Raw genomic sequence first — 24,006 nt, 5'->3', positions numbered from 1 at the left:
ATGACCGCGCAGATCCTGGACGGCAAGGCCACGGCCGCCGCCATCAAGTCCGAGCTCAAGACCCGCCTCGTCGGCCTCGCCGAGCGGGGCGTCGTGCCGGGACTCGGCACGCTCCTGGTCGGCGACGACCCCGGTTCGCAGTGGTACGTCGCGGGCAAGCACCGCGACTGCGCCGAGATCGGTCTGTCGTCGATCCGTGAGGACCTGCCCGCCGAGGCCACGCAGGAGGAGATCGAGGCCGCGGTCCGCCGCCTCAACGAGGACCCCGCGTGCACGGGCTACATCGTGCAGCTCCCGCTGCCGAAGGGCATCGACACCAACCGCGTGCTCGAGCTCATCGACCCCGACAAGGACGCCGACGGTCTGCACCCGACCAACCTCGGCCGCCTCGTGCTGCGCGTCAACGAGGAGGTCACGTCGCCGCTGCCGTGCACGCCGCGCGGCATCATCGAGCTCATCGAGCGCCACGGGATCTCGCTCGTGGGCAAGGAGGTCGTGGTCGTGGGCCGCGGCGTGACCGTGGGCCGCTCGATCGGCCTGCTCCTCACGCGCCGCGCGGTCAACGCGACCGTGACGCTCACGCACACGGGCACCCAGGACCTGGCCTCGCTCGTCCGGCGGGCCGACGTCGTCGTGGCCGCAGCGGGCGTCAAGGGCATCATCACGCGCGACATGGTCAAGCCGGGCGCCGTCGTGATCGACGTGGGCGTCTCGCGCGAGGTCGACGAGGAGACCGGCAAGAGCCGTGTCGTCGGGGACGCCGACCCGGCCGTGGCCGAGGTCGCGGGCTGGATCTCCCCGAACCCCGGGGGCGTCGGGCCCATGACGCGCGCGATGCTCCTGGCGAACGTCGTCGACTCGGCCGAGCGCGCCGCGGGGATCACCGCCTGAGGTTCCCGCTCCGCGAGCACTAAGGGACGGGCGCGATCTGCGGGTCGCGCCCGTCCCTTCTTTTCGGACGTCCTGTCGTCCCGCACGACCGAGCAGGACTAGTGTTCCGCCATGACCCCCGCGTCCCGGGCCGGGGGAGACGACGGCATCGCGGCCCTCGTCCCCGCCCCTCTCGTCGTCCCCCACGTCGTGCGCCGCGCGCGCTGGAGCGCCACGGCCGCGTACGCGGCGCAGGGCTTCGGCTTCGCCGTGATGCTGACCAACGTCCCCACGTACGAGCGCTACCTGGGCATCGGCCCCGACGTCATCACGCTCGTGATCCTCGGGGTCTGCGTGTGCGCAGGGACGGGCAGCGCGCTGTCCGGCTGGTTCGCCGCCCGGTTCGGGTCGGCGCGCGTCGTGACCGGTGGGCTCCTGGTGGCAGCCGCCGGGATCCTCGCGGTAGGACTGAGCGCGGGGGCGGGGCTGCTCGCGACGTTCTTCCTCGCGTTCGCGGTGTACGGGGTGGCGCTCGGGTCGGTCGACGCCTCGACGTCGATGCAGGGCATCGACGTGCAGCGCGCGTACGGCCGGAGCCTCATCGCGTCGTTCTTCGCGGCCAACGCCGCGGGCGGGGTTGTCGGGTCGCTCGCGGTGTCGGGAGCGGCGGGGCTCGGGATCGCGCTGCCCGTGTCCTTGGCGCTGGTCGCTGCGGCCGTCGCGGTGACGGTGCTCGTGCTGCGGGCCGGGCTGCTCTCGCGGACCGCGGCGGTCGCGGTCGCGGGGGAGGCGGGGGAGCCGGGCGGGACCGGGAGCGGTGTGCGCCCGCTGCCCGACGGCGCCGCTCCCGTCAGCGGGACGGGCGGCGGATCCACGGCGCTCGGCGAGGGCGACCGGCCCGGCGGCGCGGGGGGACCTGCCGTGCGGGTTCCTCGTGCCACGACGGGCATGGTCGGGGCGGGGACCGTGATCGTGCTGGGCCTCGCGATGCTGGCGTTCCCCGTCGCGGACTCCGCGGTCTCGAGCTGGGGTGCGACCTTCCTGCAGGACGTGCTCGGGGCGAGCGCCGTCGTCGGGCCGCTGGGGTTCGGCGCCTACCAGGCGACCCTGATCTGCTCGCGCCTCCTGGGGGACCGCGCGGTCGAGCGCTGGGGGCGCGTGCGTGTCGTGGCGCTCGGCGGTGCGGTGGGGGTCGTGGGGCTCGGGCTCGTCGCGGTCTCGCCGGTGTGGCCGCTAGCGGTCCTCGGGTTCGCCGCGACAGGACTGGGGCTCGGGGTCGTGGCTCCCATGGCGTTCTCGGCCGCGGGAGACCGGGCCGCGGAGTCGGTGGCCGGTGCTGCGGTGGCCCCCGTGGCACCTGCTGCCGGAGGTGACCTGGCGGCCGGTGGTGGCCCGGCGGCCGGCGTCGGGCCGACCGTCGAGGAGGCGACCGACCGGGCCGTGGCCCGGCTCAACGTCTTCACCTACGTCGGCGCCGTGCTCGGTGGCGCGATGACCGGGGTGTTCGCGACGACCGACACGCTGCGGCTGGGGTTCGGGGTGCTGGCCGTGCTGGCGCTCGCGACGGTCGTGCTCGCGGGGCGCTTCCGTGAGGCCGTGCTACCCGTGGCTCGTGCGGACCAGGGATAGGTTCCTGCGGACCAGGGGAAACGGTGCGGCGTCCTGCGCCGTGACGAGCGTCTCGCGGCCTCGTTTTCCCCCGTGTGGGTGGCGTGGGGTTTGATGGCCGGGTGCTGACGATCGCTACTGCCAACGTGAACGGGATCCGCGCCGCCTACCGTCGGGGCATGGACGCCTGGGTCGCCTCGCGCACCCCGGACGTCATGCTCCTCCAGGAGGTGCGAGCCCCCGACGAGATCCTGAACGAGCTCCTGGGCGAGGGGTGGCACATCGCCCACCAGGCGTGCGACATCAAGGGCCGGGCAGGGGTCGCGGTCGCGTCGCGGCTGCCCGTGACGGCCGTGCGGATCGGCCTGGGCAAGGGGGAGCCGGAGCCGCCCGTGGACACGGGCCGCTGGGTCGAGGCGGACCTCGAGCTGCCCTCGGGCGAGAAGCTCACGGTCGTCTCGACCTACATCCACTCGGGCACGGCCGGCACGCCCAAGATGGACGAGAAGTACGCCTACCTCGAGAAGGTCACCGAGCGCCTGCGCGAGCTCTCTGCCGCAGGGGGCCGCGTCGTCGTCGCGGGAGACCTGAACATCGCGCACAAGAACGTCGACATCAAGAACTGGAAGGGCAACCAGAAGTCCGCGGGCTTCCTGCCCGAGGAGCGCGCCTACCTCGACACCTGGTTCGACGAGCTGGGGTTCGTCGACCTCGGGCGTCGTCACGGCGGAGAGGGCCCCGGCCCGTTCACCTGGTGGTCCTGGCGTGGTCAGGCCTTCGTCAACGACTCGGGCTGGCGCATCGACTACCAGCTCGCGTCCCCGGCCCTGGCCGAGCACGCGGTCAAGGTCGAGGTGGACCGTGCCGACGACTACGAGAGCCGCTGGAGCGACCACGCCGCGCTGGTCGCGACGTACGACCTCTGAGCCCGGGGCCCCTCGGATCAGTCGTGGGCGGGGACCGGGAGCTCGGTCATGCGTGACAGCGGCGACAGGAGGACGGGCAGGGCGCCCAACGTCATGACGGCCGCCCCGATCCACAGCGCGGGGGTCACGCCCCACACCGTCCCGATCCATCCGCCGAGCAGTCCGCCGATCGGGATGGGGCCCCACACGATGAAGCGGGCCGAGGCGTTCATGCGGCCCAGCAACGCGGGCGGGCACAGCCGCTGACGGAAGCTGACCTGCGCGACGTTGTAGACGACGACCGCGAGGTTGAACACGAACCCCCCGACCACGAGCACGACCGGGACCAGGGCTGCCCCGGCGCCGGTCGTCGCGCCCGTCGCCGCCACGATGGCCGCGGCGGGTGTGATGGCGTAGGACAGCCCCGTGAACACCGCCGAGACGGGGATGATCCGTGCTGGGCCGACCCAGCGGGCGGCGCGGTCGGCCAGGACCGCGCCGAGGAGGCCGCCCGCGGCGCTCGCCGAGAGCACGACGCCGTAGGTCGCGGTCCCGACGTCGAGCGTGCGCAGGGCGAAGATCACCACGACGGCGTTGCCGATCGCCCCGCCCAGGTTGCTGAGCGAGGTGCAGGCGAGGATCCGTCGGAGCAGCGGCTCGCTCGCGACGAAGCGGAGCCCCTCGGCGATCTCGGTGCGCAGCGGGCGTCGCGACGCGGGGTCGGGCAGGTCCTCGCGGTGGCCGATCCGCGCCATCGCGAACGCGCTGGCCAGGTACGTGCCGACGGTCGCGACCATCACCAGGGGAGCGGACAGCACCCGCAGCGCGACCCCGCCGATCGCGGGACCGGCGATCATCGCGACGGACTGGGTCGCCTGGAGCTTGGAGTTGCCCTCGACGACGTGGTCGAGCCCGACGAGGCCGGGGACGTAGCTCTGGTGCGCGACGTCGAAGAAGAGGCTGAAGGTGCTGATGACCACGGCGGCTCCGATGAGCAGCCCCATGCTCGCGTGCCCCGTCAGGGCGGCGGCGACCACGACCGAGAGGATGACCGCGCGGGCGAGGTCGGCCGCGACGAGCACGCGGCGCTTGCGCATGCGGTCCACCCACGCCCCGGCCGGCAGGCTGAGGAGCAGGAATGCTGCCGTCTCCGCCGCGTTGAGGGCACCCATCTGCCACTCGGTCGCGTGCAGGTGGGACACCGCGAAGATCGGCAGGACGAACCCCGTGAGCTGTGCGCCGAGCTGCCCCAGCGCATCGCCACCCCACAGGTAGCGGAAGTCGCGGTGGTGGATCAGGCTGCGCGGGGACGCAGCGGTGCGCACCTGCGGTTCGTCAGACGTCATGCGGGACAGCGTGCTGCAAGTGATTGGGAAATGTCAATCAGTTAGCCTGTGGGGGTGACCCCGGACCATGCAGCCCCCAGCGCGCCGCACTCAGCCGCGGCCGCGGCCGCAGCCGCAGCCGCAGTCGCAGGGCGCGGTGCGCACGCACCGACCGCCGACCTGCCGACGGCCGGCGACTCGGTCGCCGAACGGGACGCCGACGCGCGCGCTCTCGCGTCGACGGTGCGCGTGCGGATCCTGCGCATCTGCCTCGACGAACCGCGGACCAACAAGGAGATCGCCCAGCTCCTCGGCAAGAACCCGGCGACGACGCTCCATCATGTCCGGACGCTTGTAGCCCGGGGGTTCCTCACGGCGCAGCCTGCGCGCACCGGGGCGCGCGGAGCGCGAGAGGTCCCGTACCTCGCGACGGGCCGGTCCTGGACCACGGACCTGGGGCCCGGCGGTCACCAGGTGCTCCTCGACGCGTTCCTCGAGGAGCTGTCCGCGGCCGACCCGGCGCGCGTCGACATGGGGCGGCTCGGCCTGCGGCTCGACGCCGAGGGCCGCGATGAGCTCTCGCGGCGCCTCAACGAGGTCCTCGAGGACTTCCGGCAGCGCGAGCCGGTGGCCGACGGCGAACCGTGGTCGGTGTTCGTCGCGATCCACCACGACACGAGCCGCGACCCGCGCCCGAGTGCATGATCTCGCTGCGACTCGCCGGGTGTGTCGCAGCAGGATCATGCACTCGACGCGGCGGCGCGGACCGATCAGGTCCGCAAGACGGTGCCGGGCCATCCGGTCCCGATCTGCCTAACAACTTGCAACTTTTGGTTGACAGCAAGCAAAAGCCTCCTTAAGGTCCGAGAGTCAACGCTGACTCGTCTTCAAGGAGGAAGATCTCCAGTGCGAATCCCCTCACGCCATCGAAGAGGCCTCTCCGGCCTGCTCGGGGCCTCACTGCTCGTACCCCTCGCCTTCGCCGGGACGCTTCCGTCGGCCACCGCGGCCGAGACCGAGATGGAGCCCGGCGTCACGCTGCGCACCTTCCAGCTCGCGCAGGATCCCGGCTCCGTGTGCACCCTCAAGTCGGGGACCACGCCCAACGTCGACAAGCTCATGCCGACGATCGACTGGAGCACCCCGGAGCAGTTCGGGGCGTCCGACCGCTTCATCACCCACGCCCTGGCGACGCTCACCGTGCCCGCGGAGGGCGAGTACTCGTTCCGCGTGACGAACGACGACGGCGCTCTCGTCTACATCGACGACCAGCTCGTGCTCGAGAACGACGGACCCAACGACTCGACCTCGGTCGAGGGTGCTATCACCCTCACCGCCGGTGCCCACGACCTGCGGGTCGAGTACTACGAGGGCACCGACAAGCAGCGTCTGACGCTCGCGTGGAAGACCCCTGGCGCGTCGTCGTTCGTGGTGGTCCCGACGTCGGTGCTGAGCACCGAGGCCAACGTCGTGCGCGTGACCGCGCCCGGCAACAAGTACTGCGAGGGGGCGACGGACACCTCGGGCGACGGCCTGCGCCTGGACACCGTCAACCCGAACTACGAGCTCGTCGACCTGCGTCCTGCGGGCTTCGAGCCCAAGGTCTCGGGCCTCGCGTTCACCCCGGACGAGAAGCTGGCCGTGGTGACCACGGGTGACGTGAGCTCCGGTGGCTGGCGGCCCAACCCGACGTCGGGCGAGGTGTACCTCCTCGACGGCGTGATCGACGCGACCGGCCCCGAGGACGTCACGGTGACGAAGGTCGCCGACCAGCTCCTCAACCCCATGGGCATCGAGGTCATCGAGGACTCGATCTTCGTCTCCGAGCGGTACCAGCTCACGCAGCTCACCGACCCGGACGGCGACGGCTTCTACGACACGCACACCAAGATCGCCGGGTGGCCCGACGGCGGCAACTTCCACGAGTTCGCGTTCGGCCTGATCCACGACGAGAACTACTTCTACGTCAACCTCTCGGTCGCGATCGACAACGGCGGCGCGACGACCACCCCGCAGCCCGCCGCCAACCGGGGCACCTCGATCAAGATCGACCGCGCGACGGGTGAGGTCACCTACGTCGCGGGCGGCCTGCGCACCCCCAACGGCATCGGGTTCGGTCCCGAGGGCGAGATCTTCGGGACGGACAACCAGGGCGCGTGGCTCCCTGCGAACAAGCTCGTCCACATCGAGCAGGACAAGTTCTTCAACCACTTCACGACCCCTGCCGGGAAGTTCGACGCGAACCCCGTGTCCCAGCCCGCGCTGTGGCTCCCGCAGAACGAGATCGCGAACTCCCCGGGCAACCCGATCCTCGTCGAGGACGGCGAGTTCGCCGGGCAGATGCTGCTCGGCGACGTCACCTACGGCGGGCTCCAGCGCGCGTTCCTCGAGAAGGTCGACGGCGAGTTCCAGGGTGCGGTCTTCCGCCACACCGCGGGCCTCGAGGTCGGTGCCAACCGCGTCATCACGGGCCCCGACGGTGCGCTGTACGTCGGTGGCACGGGCGAGGGCGGCAACTGGGGCGAGTCCGGCAAGCTCCGGTTCGGTCTCCAGAAGCTCTCTCTGGTCGACGAGGACTCGTTCGACATGAAGGAGATGCGCGTCGTCGAGGGCGGGTTCGAGATCGAGTACACCGACCCGGTGTCCGACGCCGTGGTCGCGAAGCTGGCCGACGCCTACTCGCTCAAGCAGTGGCGCTACGTGCCGACGCAGCAGTACGGCGGCCCCAAGGTCGACGAGACGCCGCTGTTCGTCACCGACGCCACGGTGTCCGAGGACCGCACGACCGTCACGCTCGAGGTCGAGGGTCTCAAGCCCGGCCACGTCGTGCACCTGCGTTCGCCGCGCCCGTTCGCCTCGGACGAGGGTGCTGAGCTCCTGAGCACCGAGGCCTGGTACACGCTCAACTCGCTGCCGGGCTACGTCGCCCCGGCGGACCGCGGCTGGTACGAGGCCGAGGAGGCGCAGCCGCTCGGCAGCTCGAGCCTCGGCTCGGACCACAGCAACTACTCCGGCTCGGGCTTCGCCGCCGGCATGCAGAACGTCGGCTCCGGTCGCACGTTCGCCGTGACGGTTCCCGAGGCGGGCACCTACCCGGTCAACCTGCGCTACGCGAACGGCATCCACCCGTACACCGAGCTCCGCGCCAAGAACGTCTCGCTCTACGTCAACGACCAGAAGGTCGGTCCGTGGACCCTCCCCACGACCGGTGACTGGAAGAAGTGGGCGACCATCACGCGCGATCTCGACCTCGTCGCGGGCCACAACACGATCACCCTCAAGTACGACCAGGGTGACCAGGGCAACGTGAACCTCGACGTGCTCTCGATCGGGCAGAACCCCGACATCTGCTCCCCGGCGGACGTCGAGGACGGCTACCGCGGCATCTTCGACGGCACGCTCGCGAGCCTCGCGGACTGGAGCCTCGCGGGCGCCGGCACGTTCGGTCGCCAGGACGACTGCTCGATCCGCACCAACGGTGGCATGGGTCTGCTCTGGTACACGGCCCAGGAGCTCGAGGAGTACTCGCTCAAGCTCGACTGGAAGCTCGTCAAGGACGACAACGGTGGCGTGTTCGTCGGCTTCCCGAACCCCGGCAACGACCCCTGGGTCGCGGTCAACCAGGGGTACGAGATCCAGATCGACGCGAGCGACGCGGCCGACCGCACGACCGGTGCGATCTACACGTTCCAGGGCGCTGACGCAGCGGCCGTGACCGCGGCGCTCAAGCCCGTGGGCCAGTGGAACGCGTACGACATCCGCGTCGAGGGCGACCGCATTCGGATCTACCTCAACGACGTGCTCGTCAACGACTTCACGAGCACCGACCCGGCGCGCGACCTGTCGAGCGGCTTCATCGGGATCCAGAACCACGGCAACGGTGAGACGGTCTCCTACCGGAACATCCGCGTCAAGGACCTGGGTGCCGAGCCCGAGCCCGAGCTCGCGGTGTCGGTGACCGTCCAGCCCAAGTGCGTGGCCGGCAAGGTCACGCTGAGCGTGCGTGCCGTCAACGACGACACGGTGCCCGTCGACGTCGTGCTCAGCACGCCGTTCGGCAAGAAGACCATGACCGGCGTCCTGCCGGGCAAGTCGGCTCAGCAGACGTTCGCGACACGCTCGACCTCGATCGAGGCCGGGACCGCGACCGTGACGGCGAGCTCCGGAGGCAAGGAGGTCGTGGTCGAGACGACCTACGACGCGTCGAGCTGCGGCTGACGCACCCTCGGGCGGCGGGCGGCTGAGCCGGCCGCCGTCCGAGCCCCCTGACTGAGCGCGCGATGCGGCGGCGACCCGCACGGTAGGTCCCCGCCGCGTCGCGCACCCGGTGCAGAGGGGCCGCGCGACACAGCCCGGCCCCGCACCACCCTGCTCCACCGCCGCGCCGCACGTTTGCCCTCGTCGCGCGGCGTCTGTCACCATCTGCCGGGGCGTCGACGACGACGCCTCGTCTGTCGTCGAGAGGTAGTCGACCATGCTCGCGCACCTTGGTCGGGTCACGGTCCGTCACCGAGTGCTCGTCCTGGCCCTGTGGGCCACGCTCGCTCTCCTGGGGGCGGTGGTCGGCGGCGGGGTCTTCGACCGCACGACCGCGGTCGACAGCCTTCCGGCCGGTGCGCCCGCCGCACAGGCTCAGGCGTTGCTCGACGAGCTCGACCCGCAGGGCGAGACGCTCACCGCGGTCGTCGGCGGCGTCGACTTCTTCACCCCCTCGCTCGTCGAGAGCGCGTACCGCGTCATGCAGGAGGTGCGCGAGATCCCGGGGGTCCTGGAGGTCACGGACGCGTTCACGTCCGGCGGCCTCGTCTCGGACGACGGGTTCAGCTCGCTCGTCGTGGTCGAGCTCGAGCGGGACCTCACGGACGCCCAGGCGCTCGAGGTCGGGGACCGCGTGGCCGCGACCCTGCAGACCCTCGACGCGCCCGAGGTCGTCGTGGGCGGGGAGCTCATGGCCGAGCGGACGTTCGCCGACATCGCCACGGCCGACGCGGTCGTGGGCGAGTCGGTCGCTCTCGTGGTGCTGTGCGTGGTCCTCGTGCTCGTGCTGGGCGGCCTGCGGGCCGGCCTGCTGCCCGTGGCCGCCGCGCTCGCCTCGATCGCGGCCTCCCTCCTTGCGCTGAGCGCCCTGGCCGGTGCCGTCCCCGTGAGCGAGTTCGCGGTCAACGTGGTGACCCTCCTGGGCCTCGGTCTGGCCGTCGACTACAGCCTCCTGGTCATCGTGCGGTTCCGGGAGGAGCGCGAACGGGCCCCTGAGTCGACGCTCGAGGAGCTGCTGTCCAGGACCGTGTCGACCGCGGGCCGGGCGGTCCTCGTCTCGGGGTTCGCGGTCGCCTCGGCGCTCACGGGGCTGCTCGTCCTCGCCGACCCGCTCCTCGCGAGCATGGCGCTGGGCGGCCTGCTCGTGGTCGGTCTGACGACCGTCGCGGGGCTCACGCTCGTCCCCGCCCTGGTCGCGGTGCTGCACGCCTCGATCCCTGCCCCGCGGACCCGGACCTGGGCCCGACGCCGGACGGGGACGGGAGCCGGGCTGCTCGCGCGGTCGGCGTCGTTCGCCCAGCGCCGGCCGGTCGCGGTGACCCTGGGCTCAGCGGCCGTCCTCCTGCTCCTGAGCGCCCCTCTGGCCTCGCTCGCGCTGGGGAGCTCGGACGCCCGGTCGCTGCCGCCGGGAACCCCGGAGCGGGTCGCGCAGGAGAAGATCGAGCAGGACTTCGACGTCCTGGGGGTCCAGCCGGTCACGCTCGTCCTGGGGGCGTCGGTCGAGGACCCGCAGGTCCGGTCGCTGCTCGACGCGGTCTACGCGTCGCCCGGCGTCGAGGACGTCCGGCACCTCGAGGACTTCCCGGCGGACGTGACGGTCGCGGAGGTGACCCCCGAGGGCACGGCCACGGGTGAGGAGGCGCAGTCCGTGGTCCGGTACGTCCGTGGCCTCGACGTGCCGTTCTCGGTGCAGGTCGCGGGGCCGGCGGCCGAACTCGTCGACGCGACCCAGCAGTCCCGGGACCGGCTCCCGTGGGCCTTCGCCGCGGTCGTGCTGCCGGCCATGCTCCTGCTGGGCTGGCTCACGCGGTCGGTCGTGGTCCCGCTCAAGGCGCTGGTCCTGAACCTGCTCGCGCTGACGGCCTCGCTCGGGGTGCTCGTCGCGATCTTCCAGTGGGGCTGGGGAGCTCGGCTCCTGGGCTTCGAGCCCACGGGCACGATCGACGCCACGAGTCCCGCGCTGCTGTTCGTCTTCCTGTTCGGTCTGTCGATGGACTACGAGGTGTTCCTCCTCGCGCGCATCGCGGAGGAGTGGCGCCGACGGACCGGAGACGACCGCCGCGCGAACGACCGCGCCGTCCTCGCGGGCATCGTGGCGTCGGGTCCCGTCATCACGGTCGCGGCCGTGTCGATCGGGATCGTGTTCGCGGGCTTCGCGCTGGGCGACCTCGTGGCCATGAAGGAGATCGGTGTGGGGATGGCCGTCGCGGTCCTGCTCGACGTCACGATCGTCCGCGGCCTGCTCCTCCCGGCCTCGATGTCGCTCCTGGGGCGCTGGAACTGGTGGCTCCCGGGCCGGCAGAGGGGCCCGGGCCGCGGCACCGAGCCGGACGGGGCGCGCGGCGAGGAGTCCTCGCCGCGCACCCTCGTGGGCAGCGGTGCGTCAGCAGGCGCCGGCCGGGGCTGACGGCACGGCCAGCAGGAAGCCGGGGGCCGCGAGGCCGGCGCGGGAGAAGGCTCCGGCCACGGCGTCCGCGACAGCGGACGCGCGCTCGGCCGGGACCAGTGCGATCGCCGAGCCGCCGAACCCGCCACCCGTCATGCGGGCCCCCAGGGCGCCGGCCTCGCGCGCGGCCTCGACCGCCACGTCGAGCTCGAGCGCGGAGACCTCGTAGTCGTCGCGCAGGGACGCGTGGGACGCGTCCATGAGCGGCCCGACGTCGGAGGCTCGCCCTGCGCGCAGCAGCGCCACCAGGTCCTGGGTCCGGGCGATCTCCGTGACGACATGGCGCACGCGGCGGCGCGAGACGTCGTCGGGCAGGCGGTCGAGCGCCGCGCCGAGAGCCTCGGCGAACGCGGCCTCGTGGGCCGCGGGGTCGCCCGTGGCGGCAGCCGCACCGGCGACCGAGTCCGCGAGCTCGCGCAGGTTCGCGAGGCCCAGGGTCGCGGCGGCCGCCTCGCACGTCGCGCGGCGCTGGGCGTACTGGCCGTCGACGAGCGCGTGCTCGGCCCGGGTGTCGATCACGAGCAGCGCGAGCCCCTCGGCCGCGAGGTCGAACGGGATCTGCTCGACCGCGTCGACCGGGTCGAGACCCGGGCGGCAGTCGAGGAGCAGCGCGTGACCCGGGGCGCAGCGCAGCGAGGCCGACTGGTCCATGCCGCCGGTCGGGGCGCCTGCGACCTCGTTCTCGGCGCGGATCGCGGCGGCCGCGAGGGTCGCGCGTCCCGCATCGGTGGCAGCCAGCCCCAGACCCGCGACGTCGTCGATCCCGACCGCGACCGAGCACTCGAGCGCGGCCGACGACGACAGGCCCGCACCGTAGGGCACGCACGAGTCGACCACGGCGTCGAAACCACGGATGGTCCCGGCCGAGCGGCCCGTCTCCTCGAGGTGCTGTCCGAGCGCCCACGCGACCCCGGCCACGTACGCGGCCCAGCCGGTCACGGCTCCCGGTGCGACGTCCTCGAGCCGCCCGGTCCAGGCCGCGCCCGGCTCCTGGGCCGAGGCGAGGCGAACGACCGAGTCGGTCCGGGGGCGCAGCGCGACGTACGTGCGGTGGGGGAGCGCGATGGGCAGGCACAGCCCGGCGTTGTAGTCGGTGTGCTCGCCGATGATGTTGACGCGCCCGGGGGCGGCGTAGACGCGGACGTCCGACGCGCCGTCCGCCTCGTCCCCGCCTTCCGTGCCGTCCGCGGGGTACGCCGCCGCGAAGGCCTGCCGGACGCGGTCCGCGCCGACGTCGTCGGGCCAGGACTCGACCCACTGCGCGGCCGGGGCCGGGGCGAGCGCCTGCAGGCGTGCCGCGATCCGCTCGGGGGTCGTGTCGCTGACCCACGCGCCCATGCCCGACTCCGAGCCCGCGAGGTACTTGAGCTTGCCCGGCGAGCGCAGCACCGAGAACACCTGCAGGTGCAGGCGCGAGAGCTCGCGGCCCTCGCGCACCGGGGCCTGGTGCCAGGCCGCGATGTAGGGCAGGGGGACGGGGGCGCCGTCGGGCCCCTCGAAGAACAGGTCGAGGCGGCGCAGGAGCTCGAGGTAGGTCACCGCGAGGTCGTCGCGCTCGGCGTCGGTGAGCGCGGGCAGGTCGGGCACGTCGCGGCGCGGCGCGACGTGCACCTCGACGGGCCACCGGGCCGCGAAGGGCACGTAGGCGACCCAGTGCTCGGTCTCCAGGACGATCCGGCGGCCGTCCGCCAGTTCGGCGTCGAGGACGTCGCGCAGCAGGTTGCCGCCCGTGCGCTCGTGGTGCGCGCGGGCCTGGTCGAGCATCGCGCGCGTCTTGGGCGTGATGTACGGGTAGCCGTAGATCTGACCGTGCGGGTGGTGCAGGGTGACGCCGATCTCCTGACCGCGGTTCTCGAAGCAGAAGACCTGCTCGACGCCGGGCTCGCGTCCGAGGGCCTCGGTGCGGTCGGCCCACGCGTCGATGATGGTGCGCACGCGCTGCGGGGGCAGCGCGCCGAACGACGAGGAGTGGTCGCTCGAGAAGACGATGACCTCGCAACGGCCCGACGCCGGAGCGCGGGTCTCGAGGGTCCCCTCGCCACCGAAGAAGCCGTCTTCGGCACCTGTGCCGTCAGCGACGCCCGGCACGAACTGAAGCGACGGGAAGCGGTTCTCGAAGACCACGACGTCGTAACCGGTGTCCGGGACCTCGCCGTCCGAGTACGCGGCGCCGGGGCGCGCCGGGCACAGCGGGCACGAGTCGGCGGCCGGCAGGAACGTGCGGTTCATGCGGTGCGCGGCCATCGGGATCCAGTCGCCGGTCAGCGGGTCGAGGCGCATCTCGGGGCCCGTGTACGGGTGCTCGTGCCCGTCGGGGCCGGTGACGGCGGCGAACCGGTCGCCCAGCGGGCGGGGGTCGTCGAGCCGCCGCGTGAGCTCGCCCGAGACGTACGCGGGGGAGTCGTCGAAGTAGACGAGCTCGCGGCCGTCGGCCAGGCGGGTCGGGGTGCGGCGCAGGTGCTGGTTCATCGGGAGGTACGACCGTCCTGGGGTGCGGGGGTGGATGGGGTTCGGGGGAGCCGGGTCGGCTCGTCGCGCGAGGCGATCACGAGCTGCTCGACGACGTCGCGCGCGGCCTCCTGGTCGGTCGACGGGAGCGCGTCGTCGGTCACGAGCACGTCGACCTGGTCGAGCCGCGCGAAGACGCTCAGGCCCGTGGTGCGCCACTTGGTGTGGTCGGCGAGCACGACCGTGCTTCCGGCGATCGCGACGAGGGCGCGGTTCGTCGCGGCCTCGTCGAGGTTGGGCGTCGTGAGCCCCGCCTCGACGCTCACGCCGTGCGCGCCCAGGAAGGTCTGGTCGACGCGCAGGCTCGCGAGCGCGGCCTCGGTGAGGGGGCCGACCAGGGCGTCCGACGGCGTGCGCGAACCGCCCGTGAGCACGGTCTCGAGCTGAGGGTCGCCCGCCCGGTGCAGGGCCTCGGCGACCGGGAGCGAGTTGGTCACGACGGTCAGAGGGCGCAGGCTCGGGTCCGCCGCGATCTCGACCGCGAGCAGGTGGGTCGTGGTGCCGGCCGACAGGGCGATCGAGGAGCCGGGGGAGACGAGACGGACGGCGGCGCGGGCGATCGCACGCTTCTCGTCGAGGGCGAGCGCGCTCTTGGCCTCGAACCCGGGCTCGTGCGACGTGGCCTGCGGGGAGACCGCGCCCCCGTGGACCTTGCGGAGCAGTCCCTGCTCGGCGAGCTCGAGGAGGTCACGTCGCACGGTCATGTCGGAGACGCCGAGCTCCTGGGTGAGGTCCGCGATCCGGACGGCGCCGTGGTCGCGGAGCCCCGCGAGGATGCGTTCGTGGCGCTGGGAGGCGAGCATGCTGCCATGGTGACACATTCGAACAGAAAGCAACAAGAGCGAACATCACCGCGACGGGCGTACGCGGCCCGGGACGCACGACGGCCGCCCACCCCACGAGGTGGACGGCCGCGTGCTCGTCGGTCCGCGCCGATCAGTAGCGGATGGCGTCGATCACCTTGACCCGTACCGCGACGAGCGCGGGGATCAGCCCGGCGAGCGCGCCGACGCTCACCGCGGCGACCATGCCCGTGACGGCTGCCGAGGCCGGGAAGCCCGGGCGGTCCTGGACGGTCGAGCCCATGAGCGTGTCGAGCGGGACGTTGTGCAGGATCACGATCGCGAGCGAGACGCCCACGACCCCGGCCACGATCGTGGCGACGACGCTCTCCATGAGCACCGAGAAGAAGACGCGCCCGGACGAGGCGCCGAAGCTGCGTCGGATGCCGATCTCACGGATCCGGTACCGGACGGTCACGAGGGCGATGTTGACGAGCCCCAGTCCACCGAGCAGCAGGGCGATCGTGCTGACCCCGAGGATGAGCCACTTGGTCGCGCCGTCGATCATGCCCATGTCGGGGCTGTCCATGCGGCTGACCTCGACCTGCGTCCCGGGGATCGCACCCGTGAGGTCGCGGCGGACGGCCTCGGTGAGCACGTCGGCCGTGTCCGTGGGGACCCAGAGCTCGAGCGACGGTGCGCCGGAGTTCACGAGCGACGTGGGGGAGGCCCACCGCAGGTGGGACTCCACGAGCATGTAGGCGGCAGGTCCCTCGCCGGGCCAGCTGTCCGGATAGGTGCCGACGATCGTCGCGAGGACAGGGTTCTCGCCGCCGATGACGATGGTCGGGTGGTCCGCGATGCGCTGGCCCAGGGCCTCGAGGAAGGCGTGGTTGACCACGAGGGCAGGCGACAGGTTCTCCGCGTCGGCCTCCGTGAACCAGCGCCCGCCGTCCACCACGAACCGGTGCATGGTCGCCCAGTCGGCGCTCACCGCGTTGGTCTGGGTCTCCATGGTCCCGCCCGGGAACCGGAAGGGGGTCTGGGCCCACATGACCATCGAGGAGTGCTCGACCTCGTAGCGTGCCGTGATGTCGTCGTACGCCGCGACGTACTCCTCCACGCCCGGCATCTCCTGGCCCGTGGGCCAGGCCGAGACGTTGAGGGTCGCGGGTCGCCCGCCCCAGCGCTCGTTGGACTCGGCCGAGACCTGGCGCAGCATGTCGCCGGCCGCGGTGATGGTCGTGATCGCGCAGACCGCCACGGCCACACCGATCAGGGCGAGCAGCACGCGGAGCTTGTGGACGCGGAGCTCGTCCCAGGCCTCCGCCAGGGCGCCGAAGAACCCGGTCACGAGGCCACCACCGAGTCGCCGAAGAGGTCGTCGAGGGTGCTGCCGGGGCCGGCCCCGGGGCCGTGCGCCCCGGTCGAGCCGGTGGCCGCCGCTGCCGATGCCACGGTCCCCAGGGGCACGGCGACGTGCTCCGCCTGGTGGTCCTCGCCGTCGGGCACGTGCTCCATGGTGGTGCCCAGCCCGTCGAGCGAACCCGCGCTGCGGGCGCCGATCGCGATGGGCGCCAGGACGCCCTCCGCGAGGCGGAAGTGGCGCTTGGCGCGCGAGGCGACCGCGAGGTCGTGGGTGATGGCGATGAGAGCGGACCCGTTCTCCTGGGCGATCGTGTCGAGCAGGTCCATGACCTCGCCGCCCGTGTCGACGTCGAGCGCGCCCGTGGGTTCGTCGGCGAGGATGACGCGGGGGCCGCGGACGAGCGAGCGCGCGATCGCGACGCGCTGCTGCTCGCCGCCCGAGAGCTTCTCCGGCATGGTGTCGAGGCGGTCGCCCAGGCCGACTCGCTCGAGCATCTCGGCTGCGAGCCTCTTGCGGTTCCAGAACTGCTTGCCCTGGGCGTAGAGCAGGGGGGCCGCGACGTTCTCCAGCGCCGTGCGGGCCTGGAGCAGGTTGAACTGCTGGAACACGAAGCCGAAGTCGGCGCCGCGCCGGCGTGCACGGACACGGCCGGACAGGCGGCCGATGGGCACGCCGTCGAGCAGGAACTCGCCGGCCGTGGGGGTGTCGAGCAGGCCCAGGATGTTCAGGAGCGTCGACTTGCCGGTCCCCGAACGCCCCACGATCGAGACGTGCTCGCCCGCGTCGACCGTCAGGTCGATCCCGCGCAGGATCTGGAGGATCCGGTCGTCGGGGAGGCGGACCGACCGGGTCACGCCGTGCAGCTCGAGCAGGCTCATCCGGCCGAGCCCCCGTACATCATGCCCTCGTCGACCGGAGCGACGTCCTGGCCGGGCACGAACTCGAGGACGAGGTCGCCCTCGGCGAGCCCCTCGACGATCTGGACCTGCGAGCCGTCCGTGATGCCGAGCTTCACGGCCTTCTCGGTGTTCGTGCCGTCCTCGGCCACGACCCACACGTTGCCCGTCTCGACCGAGCCCTGGACCGAGGTGATGGGGACCAGCAGGGCATCCTCGGCCGACCCTGCGGTCACCTCGAGCTTGGCGGCCAGGCCCGCGAACACGACCGTGCCCGCGGGGACCGCGCACGTGATCGACGCCGAGGGCGTCGCGCCGGGCTCGTTGCCCGTCTCCTCGGCCCCGGTGGTCGATGCCGCGGCCGCCGTGCCCATGCGCAACGAGGTGCAGGTGAACGGGGCGGGACCGCCCGTGACCGTGACCGTCGCCTCGGTGGGGATCGTCAGGAGGCGGAACTGCTGCTCGGGGAGCATGGACGCCGTCACGGACAGGGTTCCGGGCGAGATCGACGCGAACGTCTCGCCGACGCTCACCTCCTGGTCCTTGATCGCGGTGAACGTCGCGACGGTCCCGGCCGAGCCGGCCTTCATGGTGGTCCGGGTGACCTTGGGCTTGCGCTCGGTCACCGTCTCCTCGCCCGTCTCCTTGTTCGTGGTGATCAGGGGATCCTGCGGGGTCTCGAGCGTGACCTCGAGGAGCGGGGCGCCGGCCGCGACGACGTCACCGACCTTGGCGTGCACGGCGGTGACCTTGCCGAGCTGGGTCACCTTCTCCTCGCTCGCCGGGTCTGCGACGACGGACCCCGTGAGGGTCACGGTGTTGGTGATGGGTCCCTTGGCGACCGCGACCTGCGGAAGCGTCACGACCGCCGACGGGGTCTCGGCGTCGCCCGCCGCCTGGGGGGCCGACTTGAACGCGATCACCACCAGGGTCACCGCGATCACCGCCCAGATCACGAGACGAAGGGTAGGAAAGATGATCCGGCGTGTGACGCCCACGGCAGGTCTCCAGGTGAAATCCGATGAGCCGACAGCTCAAGGTCCAGGCATGCTCTGGGAAGACTAGGGGGCGGGCGAGCGCCCACGTATCCACCCCAGGTATGAGATGGATGCGTGAAAGATCACGATCGGGTCAGTTTCCTGCCGCGATGTCTGCCTGTGTCCCCCTGGACAACCCTCATTGGTCGCACTTCTGACAAACGATCTGCGCACCATACACCGGAGGAGGACCAGAGGGGGCCGGGTTCCGGTCGCCGCGCCCGGCGTGAGGTGCGGACGTGCAGTCGGCACTCGCCCGGCGGGATCCCCCGGCTGGGCCCGGGAAGAGGAGAGGCCCGACGACGACGGGCCCGGTCCGTACGGACCGGGCCCGGGTGCGGGACGCGCGAGGGGACGAGGCCTAGACGGGCGAGAGCCCGAGGCGGCGGCCTGCGAGCCCGCGGCTGCGGGTCGCGAGGTGCGTCGCGACCTGGCGCAGCGCGACCGCGGCCGGCGACGAGGGGTTCGTCAGCACGACGGGCGTGCCGGCGTCACCGGCCTCGCGCAGGGTCACGTCGAGCGGGACCTGCCCGAGGAGCTCCACGGTGCCGCCCGTCGCCTTGGACAGGTTCTCGGCGACCTTGGCCCCGCCCCCGGACCCGAACAGCTCGAGCCGGGACCCGTCCGGCTGCTCGAGCCACGACATGTTCTCGACGACGCCGAGCACGCCCTGCTGCGTCTGCGTCGCGATCGACCCCGCGCGCTCGGCGACCTCGGCGGCGGCGACCTGCGGGGTCGTGACCACCACGATCTCGCTCGACGGCAGGAGCTGGGCGACCGAGATCGCGATGTCGCCCGTGCCCGGCGGCAGGTCGAGCAGGAGCACGTCCAGGTCGCCCCAGTAGACGTCCGCGAGGAACTGCTGGAGCGCGCGGTGCAGCATGGGACCGCGCCAGATCACGGGCTGCCCCTGCGGCACGAACATGCCGATCGAGACGACCTTGACCCCGTGCGCGACGGGCGGCAGCAACATGTTGTCCACGCGCGTCGGAGCCCGGTCCACGCCCAGCATGCGCGGGATCGAGAAACCGTAGATGTCGGCGTCGACCACGCCCACGTTGAGCCCGTCCGCGGCGAGCGCGACCGCGAGGTTGGCGGTCACCGACGACTTGCCCACGCCGCCCTTGCCCGAGGCGATCGCGTAGACCTTGGTCAACGAGTCCGGCTTGGCGAAGGGGATCTCGGGCTCGCCCACACCCCCGCGCAGCATGGTGCGCAGCTCCGAACGCTGCTCGGCGCTCATGACGCCCAGGTCGACGTCGACCTTCCCGACGCCGGCCACGGTCTGCGCGGCCGCCGTGACGTCCTTGACCAGGGTCGACTTCATGGGGCAGCCCGCGACGGTCAGGTCGATGCCGACCACGACGTGCGCACCTCCGGCGGCAGCGGCCGGGTCGACGCTCACGTCGACCGAGCGCACCATCCCCAGCTCGGTCACGGGGCGCCGGATCTCCGGGTCCATGACCTGGGTCAGAGCCGTCCGGACGAGGTCCTCGAGTGCATCGGTCGTGGGTGTTGCGGAGCCGCCAGCCATGGCCCCATCCTAAGCGGGCGTCTAGCGTTCGAGGATGGACGCCCTCGCCTCGATCGCCCGTGACTCGGCTCTCTTCCTCGACGCCGTCCGCGCGGCACGGCCGGACGCGCGCGTACCGGCCTGCCCCGAGTGGGGCGCGGCGGACCTGACGTACCACCTGGCCGAGGTGCAGGACTTCTGGAGCGCCGTCGTCGGGCCTGCGGAAGGGCGTGGGCTCGACGGCGACGACGTGCGCACGCTCCGACGGCCCGACGACGACGCGGCGCTGCCGACGCTCGCCGCCGAGGCGACCGCCAGGCTGCTCGCCGCGCTCGCGGGCCGGGACCCCCACGAGCCGTGCTGGTCGTGGCACGACGCGGGCCGCACCGTCGGCTGGGTCCGGCGCCGGCAGGCGCACGAGGCCCTCGTCCATCGCGTCGACGCCGAGCAGACCGCGGGCCGGGACGTCACGAGCGCCGACCCCGAGGTGGCCGCGGACGGGGTCGACGAGATCCTGCGCGTGCTGGTCGACGGCATCCCCGAGTGGGCGACCTTCACTCCCGACGGGAGCACGATCTCGGTCGCGGTCGACGGGCCGGGCGAGACACCCCGCTCGTGGGAGCTGGCGTTCGGGCGCCTCGCAGGGACCGGGCCCGAGTCGGGCACCGCGTACGACCTCGACTCGGCACAGCTCGTGGACCTGCCGGGATCGACGAGCGCGCAGGTCTCGGGGGCCGCCTGGGACCTCGACCTGTGGCTCTGGGGGCGTGGCGAACGGGACGGGCTGGTCGTCCGCGGGGACGCGGCGCTCGCGGACCGCCTGCGCGCGGTCGCGGTGCAGGAGACGCAGTAGCTGCTCGGCCTCGGGCCAGGGCGGGACGCCGTGTCGCCGCACGGCCGGTCGCGTCAGCGCGGCTCCGGCGGGGCGGCCGCACGGCGGCCGCCGCCCGAGGACCGGCGCGCGTCGCGCGCCCCCGACCGCGAGGACGGGGAGGACCGGGGGAGCGGGGCGTCGAGCCCGGGCTCCGTACCGTCGCCGCGGGCGGCCTCGGCCGCCTCCGCGCGCTCGGTCTCCTTCTCGTCGAGCTCCTCGAGCAGGTTGCGGATCTCGGAGCGGACGAAGTCACGCGTCGCGACCTCGCTCAGCGCGATGCGCAGGGCCGCCATCTCCCGTGCGAGGTACTCGGTGTCCGCGAGGTTGCGCTCGCCGCGCTGGCGGTCCTGCTCGGCGCTCACGCGGTCGCGGTCCGTCTGGCGGTTCTGCGCGAGCAGGATGAGCGGTGCCGAGTAGGACGCCTGGAGCGAGAGCATGAGGGTCAGGGCCGTGAAGCCGAGCGCGGCCGAGTCGAACCGCAGGGACTCGGGTCCCCAGGTGTTGAACCCGAGCCACAGGAGGCAGAAGACCGTCATGTAGAGCAGGAACCGCGGGGTGCCCATGAAGCGGGCGATGCCTTCGGAGATCTTGCCGAACGCGTCCTGCTCGACCCGCACGCGGGGCAGCAGGGTGCGGCGGGCAGCCTTGGGGGTGTCGAGGCGCTCAGCCACGGTGACCTCCTCGGCGGACGGGGAACGCGGACGACGCGGGGGTCTGGGTGCCCAGGCTCGTCTCCTCGGACTCGTCGTCGGTCTCGCGCCAGTCGTCCGGGAGCATGTGGTCGAGCACGTCGTCGACGCTGATGGCGCCGAGCAGGCGCTTCTCGTCGTCGAGCACGGGCAGCGCGAGCAGGTCGTAGGCCGCGAGCAGGCGCGTGACGCGCCCGAGCGGCGCGTCGGGTCGCACCCACTCGATGTCGGAGTCGAGCACCGACCCCACCGAGACGTGCGGGGGTTCGCGCAGGAGCTTCTGGAAGTGCACGATGCCGAGGAAGCGGCCCGTGGGGGTCTCGAGCGGCGGGCGCACGACGAACACCATCGCGGCGAGCGCCGGGGGCACGTCCTGGCGGCGGATCTGGGCGAGCGCGGTGGCGATCGTCGTCTCTGGGCCGAGGATCACGGGCTCGGTCGTCATGAGGCCGCCTGCGGTGTCCTCGTCGTAGGCGAGCAGACGTCGGACGTCGCGCGCCTCCTCGGGCTCCATGAGCTCGAGGAGCTCGGCGGCCTGCTCCTGCGGGAGCTCGTGGAGGAGGTCCGCGGCGTCGTCGGGCTGCATGGCCTCGAGGACGTCGGCGGCACGGTCGGTGTCGAGGCCCGAGAGGATCGCGACCTGGTCGTCCTCGGGCAGCTCCTCCAGGACGTCGGCGAGGCGCTCGTTGTCGAGCGCCGTGGCGACCTCGAGGCGGCGCGTGTCTCCCAGGTCGTGCAGGACGTCGGCGAGGTCGGCCGGCTTGAGGTCGTCGTAGGCCGCGAGCAGACGGGCCGCGCCCTGGGTCTCGGGTGTGCCGGCGAGCCCCGTGACGGCACCGATCTCGACGACGAACGCGTCGCCGCGCCGCCGGATGCCGAGCGCGTTGGGGGCGGTCTGTCGGCGCACGAAGAGCTGGTTGACGAGCCAGTCGCCCGTGCGCTGCTTCTCGATCGAGAGGTCCTCGACGGTCGCGGACCCCGAACCGTCGACGAACTGGACCGTGCGGTCGAGGAGCTCGCTGACCGCGAGGGTCTCCATGGCGCGCTGCTCGAAGCGGCGCATGTTGACGAGCCCGGTGCTGATGACCTGCCCGGCGTCGATGCTCGTGACGCGGGTCAGGGGCAGGAACACGCGCCGTCTCCCGGGGACCTCGACCACGAGGCCCACCGCGCGCGGTGCGCCCTTGGGACGGAGCAGGACGACGACGTCACGCACGCGTCCGACCTGGTCACCGAGGGGATCGAACACCGCCGTACCGGCCAGGCGCGCGACGAAGACGCGGGTAGTTGCACTCACGTCGCAAGACTACGCACCACCCGTGGGGGCGGCGCCCCGACGGGCCGCGCGAGGTGGGTGCGGTCGGGCGCGCTGCTCGCACGACGGGCGTCGTCCTGCGAGGGCGTGCGGACCGTGGCCAAGTCGTGACCTTCTTTCGGGGAGAGACTACTGGACTAGACGTGTTGGACCTGCTTGAATCTGGAACCAACGAGGCGCAATCGATCAAGATCTGTCATCCTGGATGACGGAACGTGACGGAGCCCTCATCGCGGCAGAGCACCCTGCGGCGACACAGCTCGAGCAACACCTCAAAGCAATGAAGCGGAGGAAGTACTCATGAAGAACCCGATCCGGCTCGTCAGCATGACGATCGTCGCGGGCCTCGCCCTCTCGGCGTGCGGCTTCGGCGGCGACAGCGGCAGCGACAGCACGGCGGCCGACGGCGCCACGACCCTGAACCTCCTGGTCCCCACCTACTCCGACCAGACGAAGTCGCTCTGGGAGGACGTGATCAAGGGCTTCGAGGCCGAGAACACGGACATCGACGTCAAGCTCGAGGTCCAGTCCTGGGACAACATCAACGACGTGGTCCGCACCAAGGTCCAGTCGAACCAGGCCCCCGACATCCTCAACATCGACGCCTTCGCAGGGTTCGTCGAGGACGACCTGCTCTACTCGGCCGACGAGGTCCTCTCGCCCGAGACCATCGCGGACTTCCAGGAGTCGTTCGTCGAGAACGCCTCGATCGACGGCAAGCAGTACGGCCTGCCGCTCATCGCCTCGGCCCGCACCATGTTCTACAACAAGGACATCTTCGAGAAGGCGGGCGTCACGGCGCCTCCCACCACGTGGGACGAGCTCGAGGCCGCCGCGACCAAGATCTCGGCGCTGGGCGACGTGTACGGCTACGGCCTGCCGCTCGGCTCGGAGGAGGCCCAGGCCGAGGCCGGCATCTGGTTCTTCGGCGGCGGTGGCGGCTACGGCGACGCGTCGGAGATCACGGTCGACACCCCCGAGAACCTCGAGGCGACCCAGTTCTTCCAGAAGCTCGCCACGAGCGGCCTCACGCAGCCCGACGCCGGTGCGTCCGACCGAACGCCCCTCATCGACACGTTCATCCAGGGCAAGATCGGCATGATCGTCGGCCTGCCGCCCACGATCGGTCAGATCGCCGAGAAGAACCCCGACCTGAACTACGGCACCGCGCCGATCGCCACCAAGGACGGCTCGCCCGTGACGCTGGGCGTCGCCGACCACCTGATGGCCTTCAAGAACGACGGCAAGAAGCAGGACGCGATCAAGAAGTTCCTCGACTACTACTACACGCCCGACGTGTACGTGCCGTGGGTCGACGCCGAGGGCTTCATCCCCGTGACGAAGTCCGGCTCGGAGGAGCTCGCGACCAAGGAGTCCATCGCGCCGTTCCTCGCTCTCCTGCCCGACGCGCAGTTCTACCCGTCGACGAACCCGAAGTGGTCGGCCACGCAGGGGGCGATGCAGTCGCTCATCGGACAGGTCGCGCAGGGCAAGGACGCGGCAGCGGTCCTCCAGGAGATCCAGGCCAAGGCCGACTCCTGACCCCGGACCGGTAACTGCCCGTCCAGCAGTCCTGGTCCCCGCGGCGCGCGGCCGGCTCGACCGGCCGCCC

General features: G+C 72.2%; 16 protein-coding genes and 2 pseudogenes. 8 read left to right on the top strand and 10 right to left on the bottom strand.

Annotated features, from left to right (window positions below; all coding sequences use genetic code 11):
- The 3 genes from H9641_RS03840 to H9641_RS03830 all read left to right on the top strand — a co-directional run bounded on the left by H9641_RS03840 (position 1) and on the right by H9641_RS03830 (position 3,404).
- Positions 1 to 891, top strand: coding sequence for a bifunctional methylenetetrahydrofolate dehydrogenase/methenyltetrahydrofolate cyclohydrolase (locus H9641_RS03840; protein WP_191801233.1), 891 nt, complete (start codon positions 1 to 3; stop codon positions 889 to 891).
- A 111-nt stretch (positions 892 to 1,002) separates the two neighbouring features.
- A complete protein-coding gene (locus tag H9641_RS03835) occupies positions 1,003 to 2,499 on the top strand; it encodes an MFS transporter (protein ID WP_191801231.1) in 1,497 nt (498 codons plus the stop codon).
- 101 nt (positions 2,500 to 2,600) lie between these two features.
- Positions 2,601 to 3,404: an exodeoxyribonuclease III gene (locus tag H9641_RS03830; RefSeq protein WP_191801229.1), complete on the top strand. Its 804-nt coding sequence runs from the start codon at positions 2,601 to 2,603 to the stop codon at positions 3,402 to 3,404.
- A gap of 17 nt (positions 3,405 to 3,421) precedes the next feature.
- On the opposite strand, the gene H9641_RS03825 is transcribed toward H9641_RS03830, so the two are convergent.
- Positions 3,422 to 4,729: an MFS transporter gene (locus H9641_RS03825; RefSeq protein WP_191801227.1), complete on the bottom strand. Its 1,308-nt coding sequence runs from the start codon at positions 4,727 to 4,729 to the stop codon at positions 3,422 to 3,424.
- 54 nt (positions 4,730 to 4,783) lie between these two features.
- On the opposite strand from H9641_RS03825, the gene H9641_RS03820 reads away from it, so the two are divergent.
- The 3 genes from H9641_RS03820 (at position 4,784) to H9641_RS03810 (ending at position 11,372) form a co-directional block, all read left to right on the top strand.
- The gene (locus H9641_RS03820) at positions 4,784 to 5,413 is read left to right on the top strand and encodes a winged helix-turn-helix domain-containing protein (RefSeq protein WP_318244367.1); all 630 of its coding nucleotides are present in this window, start codon (positions 4,784 to 4,786) and stop codon (positions 5,411 to 5,413) included.
- 201 nt (positions 5,414 to 5,614) lie between these two features.
- Entirely contained in the window at positions 5,615 to 8,926 is a 3,312-nt protein-coding gene (locus tag H9641_RS03815) for a family 16 glycoside hydrolase (RefSeq protein WP_318244366.1), read from the top strand.
- A 256-nt stretch (positions 8,927 to 9,182) separates the two neighbouring features.
- A complete protein-coding gene (locus H9641_RS03810) occupies positions 9,183 to 11,372 on the top strand; it encodes an MMPL family transporter (protein ID WP_191801225.1) in 2,190 nt (729 codons plus the stop codon).
- Here the strand turns inward: H9641_RS03810 and galK are convergent.
- From galK to H9641_RS03780, 7 genes and pseudogenes are all read right to left on the bottom strand, one after another.
- A pseudogene (gene galK, locus H9641_RS03805) lies at positions 11,349 to 12,554 on the bottom strand (galactokinase); the annotation flags it as partial. The gene H9641_RS03810 and the pseudogene galK sit on opposite strands and share 24 nt — an antisense overlap.
- Positions 12,555 to 12,686: 132 nt before the next feature.
- Positions 12,687 to 13,880: pseudogene (gene galT, locus H9641_RS19940) on the bottom strand (galactose-1-phosphate uridylyltransferase); the annotation flags it as partial.
- Positions 13,877 to 14,722: a DeoR/GlpR family DNA-binding transcription regulator gene (locus H9641_RS03800; RefSeq protein WP_225219962.1), complete on the bottom strand. Its 846-nt coding sequence runs from the start codon at positions 14,720 to 14,722 to the stop codon at positions 13,877 to 13,879. The gene H9641_RS03800 and the pseudogene galT, both read right to left, overlap by 4 nt.
- Before the next feature lie 133 nt (positions 14,723 to 14,855).
- Positions 14,856 to 16,055: an ABC transporter permease gene (locus tag H9641_RS03795; protein ID WP_191801221.1), complete on the bottom strand. Its 1,200-nt coding sequence runs from the start codon at positions 16,053 to 16,055 to the stop codon at positions 14,856 to 14,858.
- Entirely contained in the window at positions 16,052 to 16,948 is an 897-nt protein-coding gene (locus H9641_RS03790; protein ID WP_191801219.1) for an ABC transporter ATP-binding protein, read from the bottom strand. The genes H9641_RS03795 and H9641_RS03790 overlap by 4 nt, the downstream gene beginning before the upstream one ends.
- Positions 16,945 to 17,922: an efflux RND transporter periplasmic adaptor subunit gene (locus H9641_RS03785; RefSeq protein WP_191801217.1), complete on the bottom strand. Its 978-nt coding sequence runs from the start codon at positions 17,920 to 17,922 to the stop codon at positions 16,945 to 16,947. The genes H9641_RS03790 and H9641_RS03785 overlap by 4 nt, the downstream gene beginning before the upstream one ends.
- A gap of 442 nt (positions 17,923 to 18,364) precedes the next feature.
- Positions 18,365 to 19,537 (bottom strand): Mrp/NBP35 family ATP-binding protein, encoded by a 1,173-nt coding sequence (locus H9641_RS03780; RefSeq protein ID WP_191801215.1) that lies wholly within the window; start codon positions 19,535 to 19,537, stop codon positions 18,365 to 18,367.
- A gap of 34 nt (positions 19,538 to 19,571) precedes the next feature.
- On the opposite strand from H9641_RS03780, the gene H9641_RS03775 reads away from it, so the two are divergent.
- Entirely contained in the window at positions 19,572 to 20,369 is a 798-nt protein-coding gene (locus tag H9641_RS03775; RefSeq protein WP_191801214.1) for a maleylpyruvate isomerase N-terminal domain-containing protein, read from the top strand.
- Between the two features lie 53 nt (positions 20,370 to 20,422).
- On the opposite strand, the gene H9641_RS03770 is transcribed toward H9641_RS03775, so the two are convergent.
- Both H9641_RS03770 and H9641_RS03765 read right to left on the bottom strand, forming a co-directional pair.
- Positions 20,423 to 21,061 carry a DUF1003 domain-containing protein gene (locus H9641_RS03770; protein ID WP_191801213.1) on the bottom strand — a complete coding sequence of 213 codons (639 nt, stop codon included), beginning with the start codon at positions 21,059 to 21,061 and terminating at the stop codon, positions 20,423 to 20,425.
- The gene (locus H9641_RS03765) at positions 21,054 to 22,376 is read right to left on the bottom strand and encodes a magnesium transporter MgtE N-terminal domain-containing protein (protein ID WP_191801211.1); all 1,323 of its coding nucleotides are present in this window, start codon (positions 22,374 to 22,376) and stop codon (positions 21,054 to 21,056) included. The genes H9641_RS03770 and H9641_RS03765 overlap by 8 nt, the downstream gene beginning before the upstream one ends.
- Positions 22,377 to 22,694: 318 nt before the next feature.
- On the opposite strand from H9641_RS03765, the gene H9641_RS03760 reads away from it, so the two are divergent.
- Positions 22,695 to 23,936, top strand: a complete 1,242-nt coding sequence (locus H9641_RS03760; RefSeq protein ID WP_191801209.1) for an extracellular solute-binding protein — start codon at positions 22,695 to 22,697, stop codon at positions 23,934 to 23,936.
- Positions 23,937 to 24,006: the final 70 nt, after the last annotated feature.

This window comes from Oerskovia merdavium (genome assembly GCF_014836755.1).
Classification (GTDB): Bacteria; Actinomycetota; Actinomycetes; order Actinomycetales; family Cellulomonadaceae; genus Oerskovia; species Oerskovia merdavium.
This window is presented reverse-complemented; position numbering and strand designations above follow the sequence as displayed.

Coding starts and splice junctions, on each gene's coding strand:
- H9641_RS03840 (WP_191801233.1), top strand. CDS start 1: ATGACCGCGCAGATCCTGGACGGCAAGGCCACGGCCGCCGCCATCAAG.
- H9641_RS03835 (WP_191801231.1), top strand. CDS start 1,003: ATGACCCCCGCGTCCCGGGCCGGGGGAGACGACGGCATCGCGGCCCTC.
- H9641_RS03825 (WP_191801227.1), bottom strand. CDS start 4,729: ATGACGTCTGACGAACCGCAGGTGCGCACCGCTGCGTCCCCGCGCAGC.
- H9641_RS03810 (WP_191801225.1), top strand. CDS start 9,183: ATGCTCGCGCACCTTGGTCGGGTCACGGTCCGTCACCGAGTGCTCGTC.
- H9641_RS03800 (WP_225219962.1), bottom strand. CDS start 14,722: ATGCTCGCCTCCCAGCGCCACGAACGCATCCTCGCGGGGCTCCGCGAC.
- H9641_RS03790 (WP_191801219.1), bottom strand. CDS start 16,948: ATGAGCCTGCTCGAGCTGCACGGCGTGACCCGGTCGGTCCGCCTCCCC.
- H9641_RS03780 (WP_191801215.1), bottom strand. CDS start 19,537: ATGGCTGGCGGCTCCGCAACACCCACGACCGATGCACTCGAGGACCTC.
- H9641_RS03775 (WP_191801214.1), top strand. CDS start 19,572: ATGGACGCCCTCGCCTCGATCGCCCGTGACTCGGCTCTCTTCCTCGAC.
- H9641_RS03760 (WP_191801209.1), top strand. CDS start 22,695: ATGAAGAACCCGATCCGGCTCGTCAGCATGACGATCGTCGCGGGCCTC.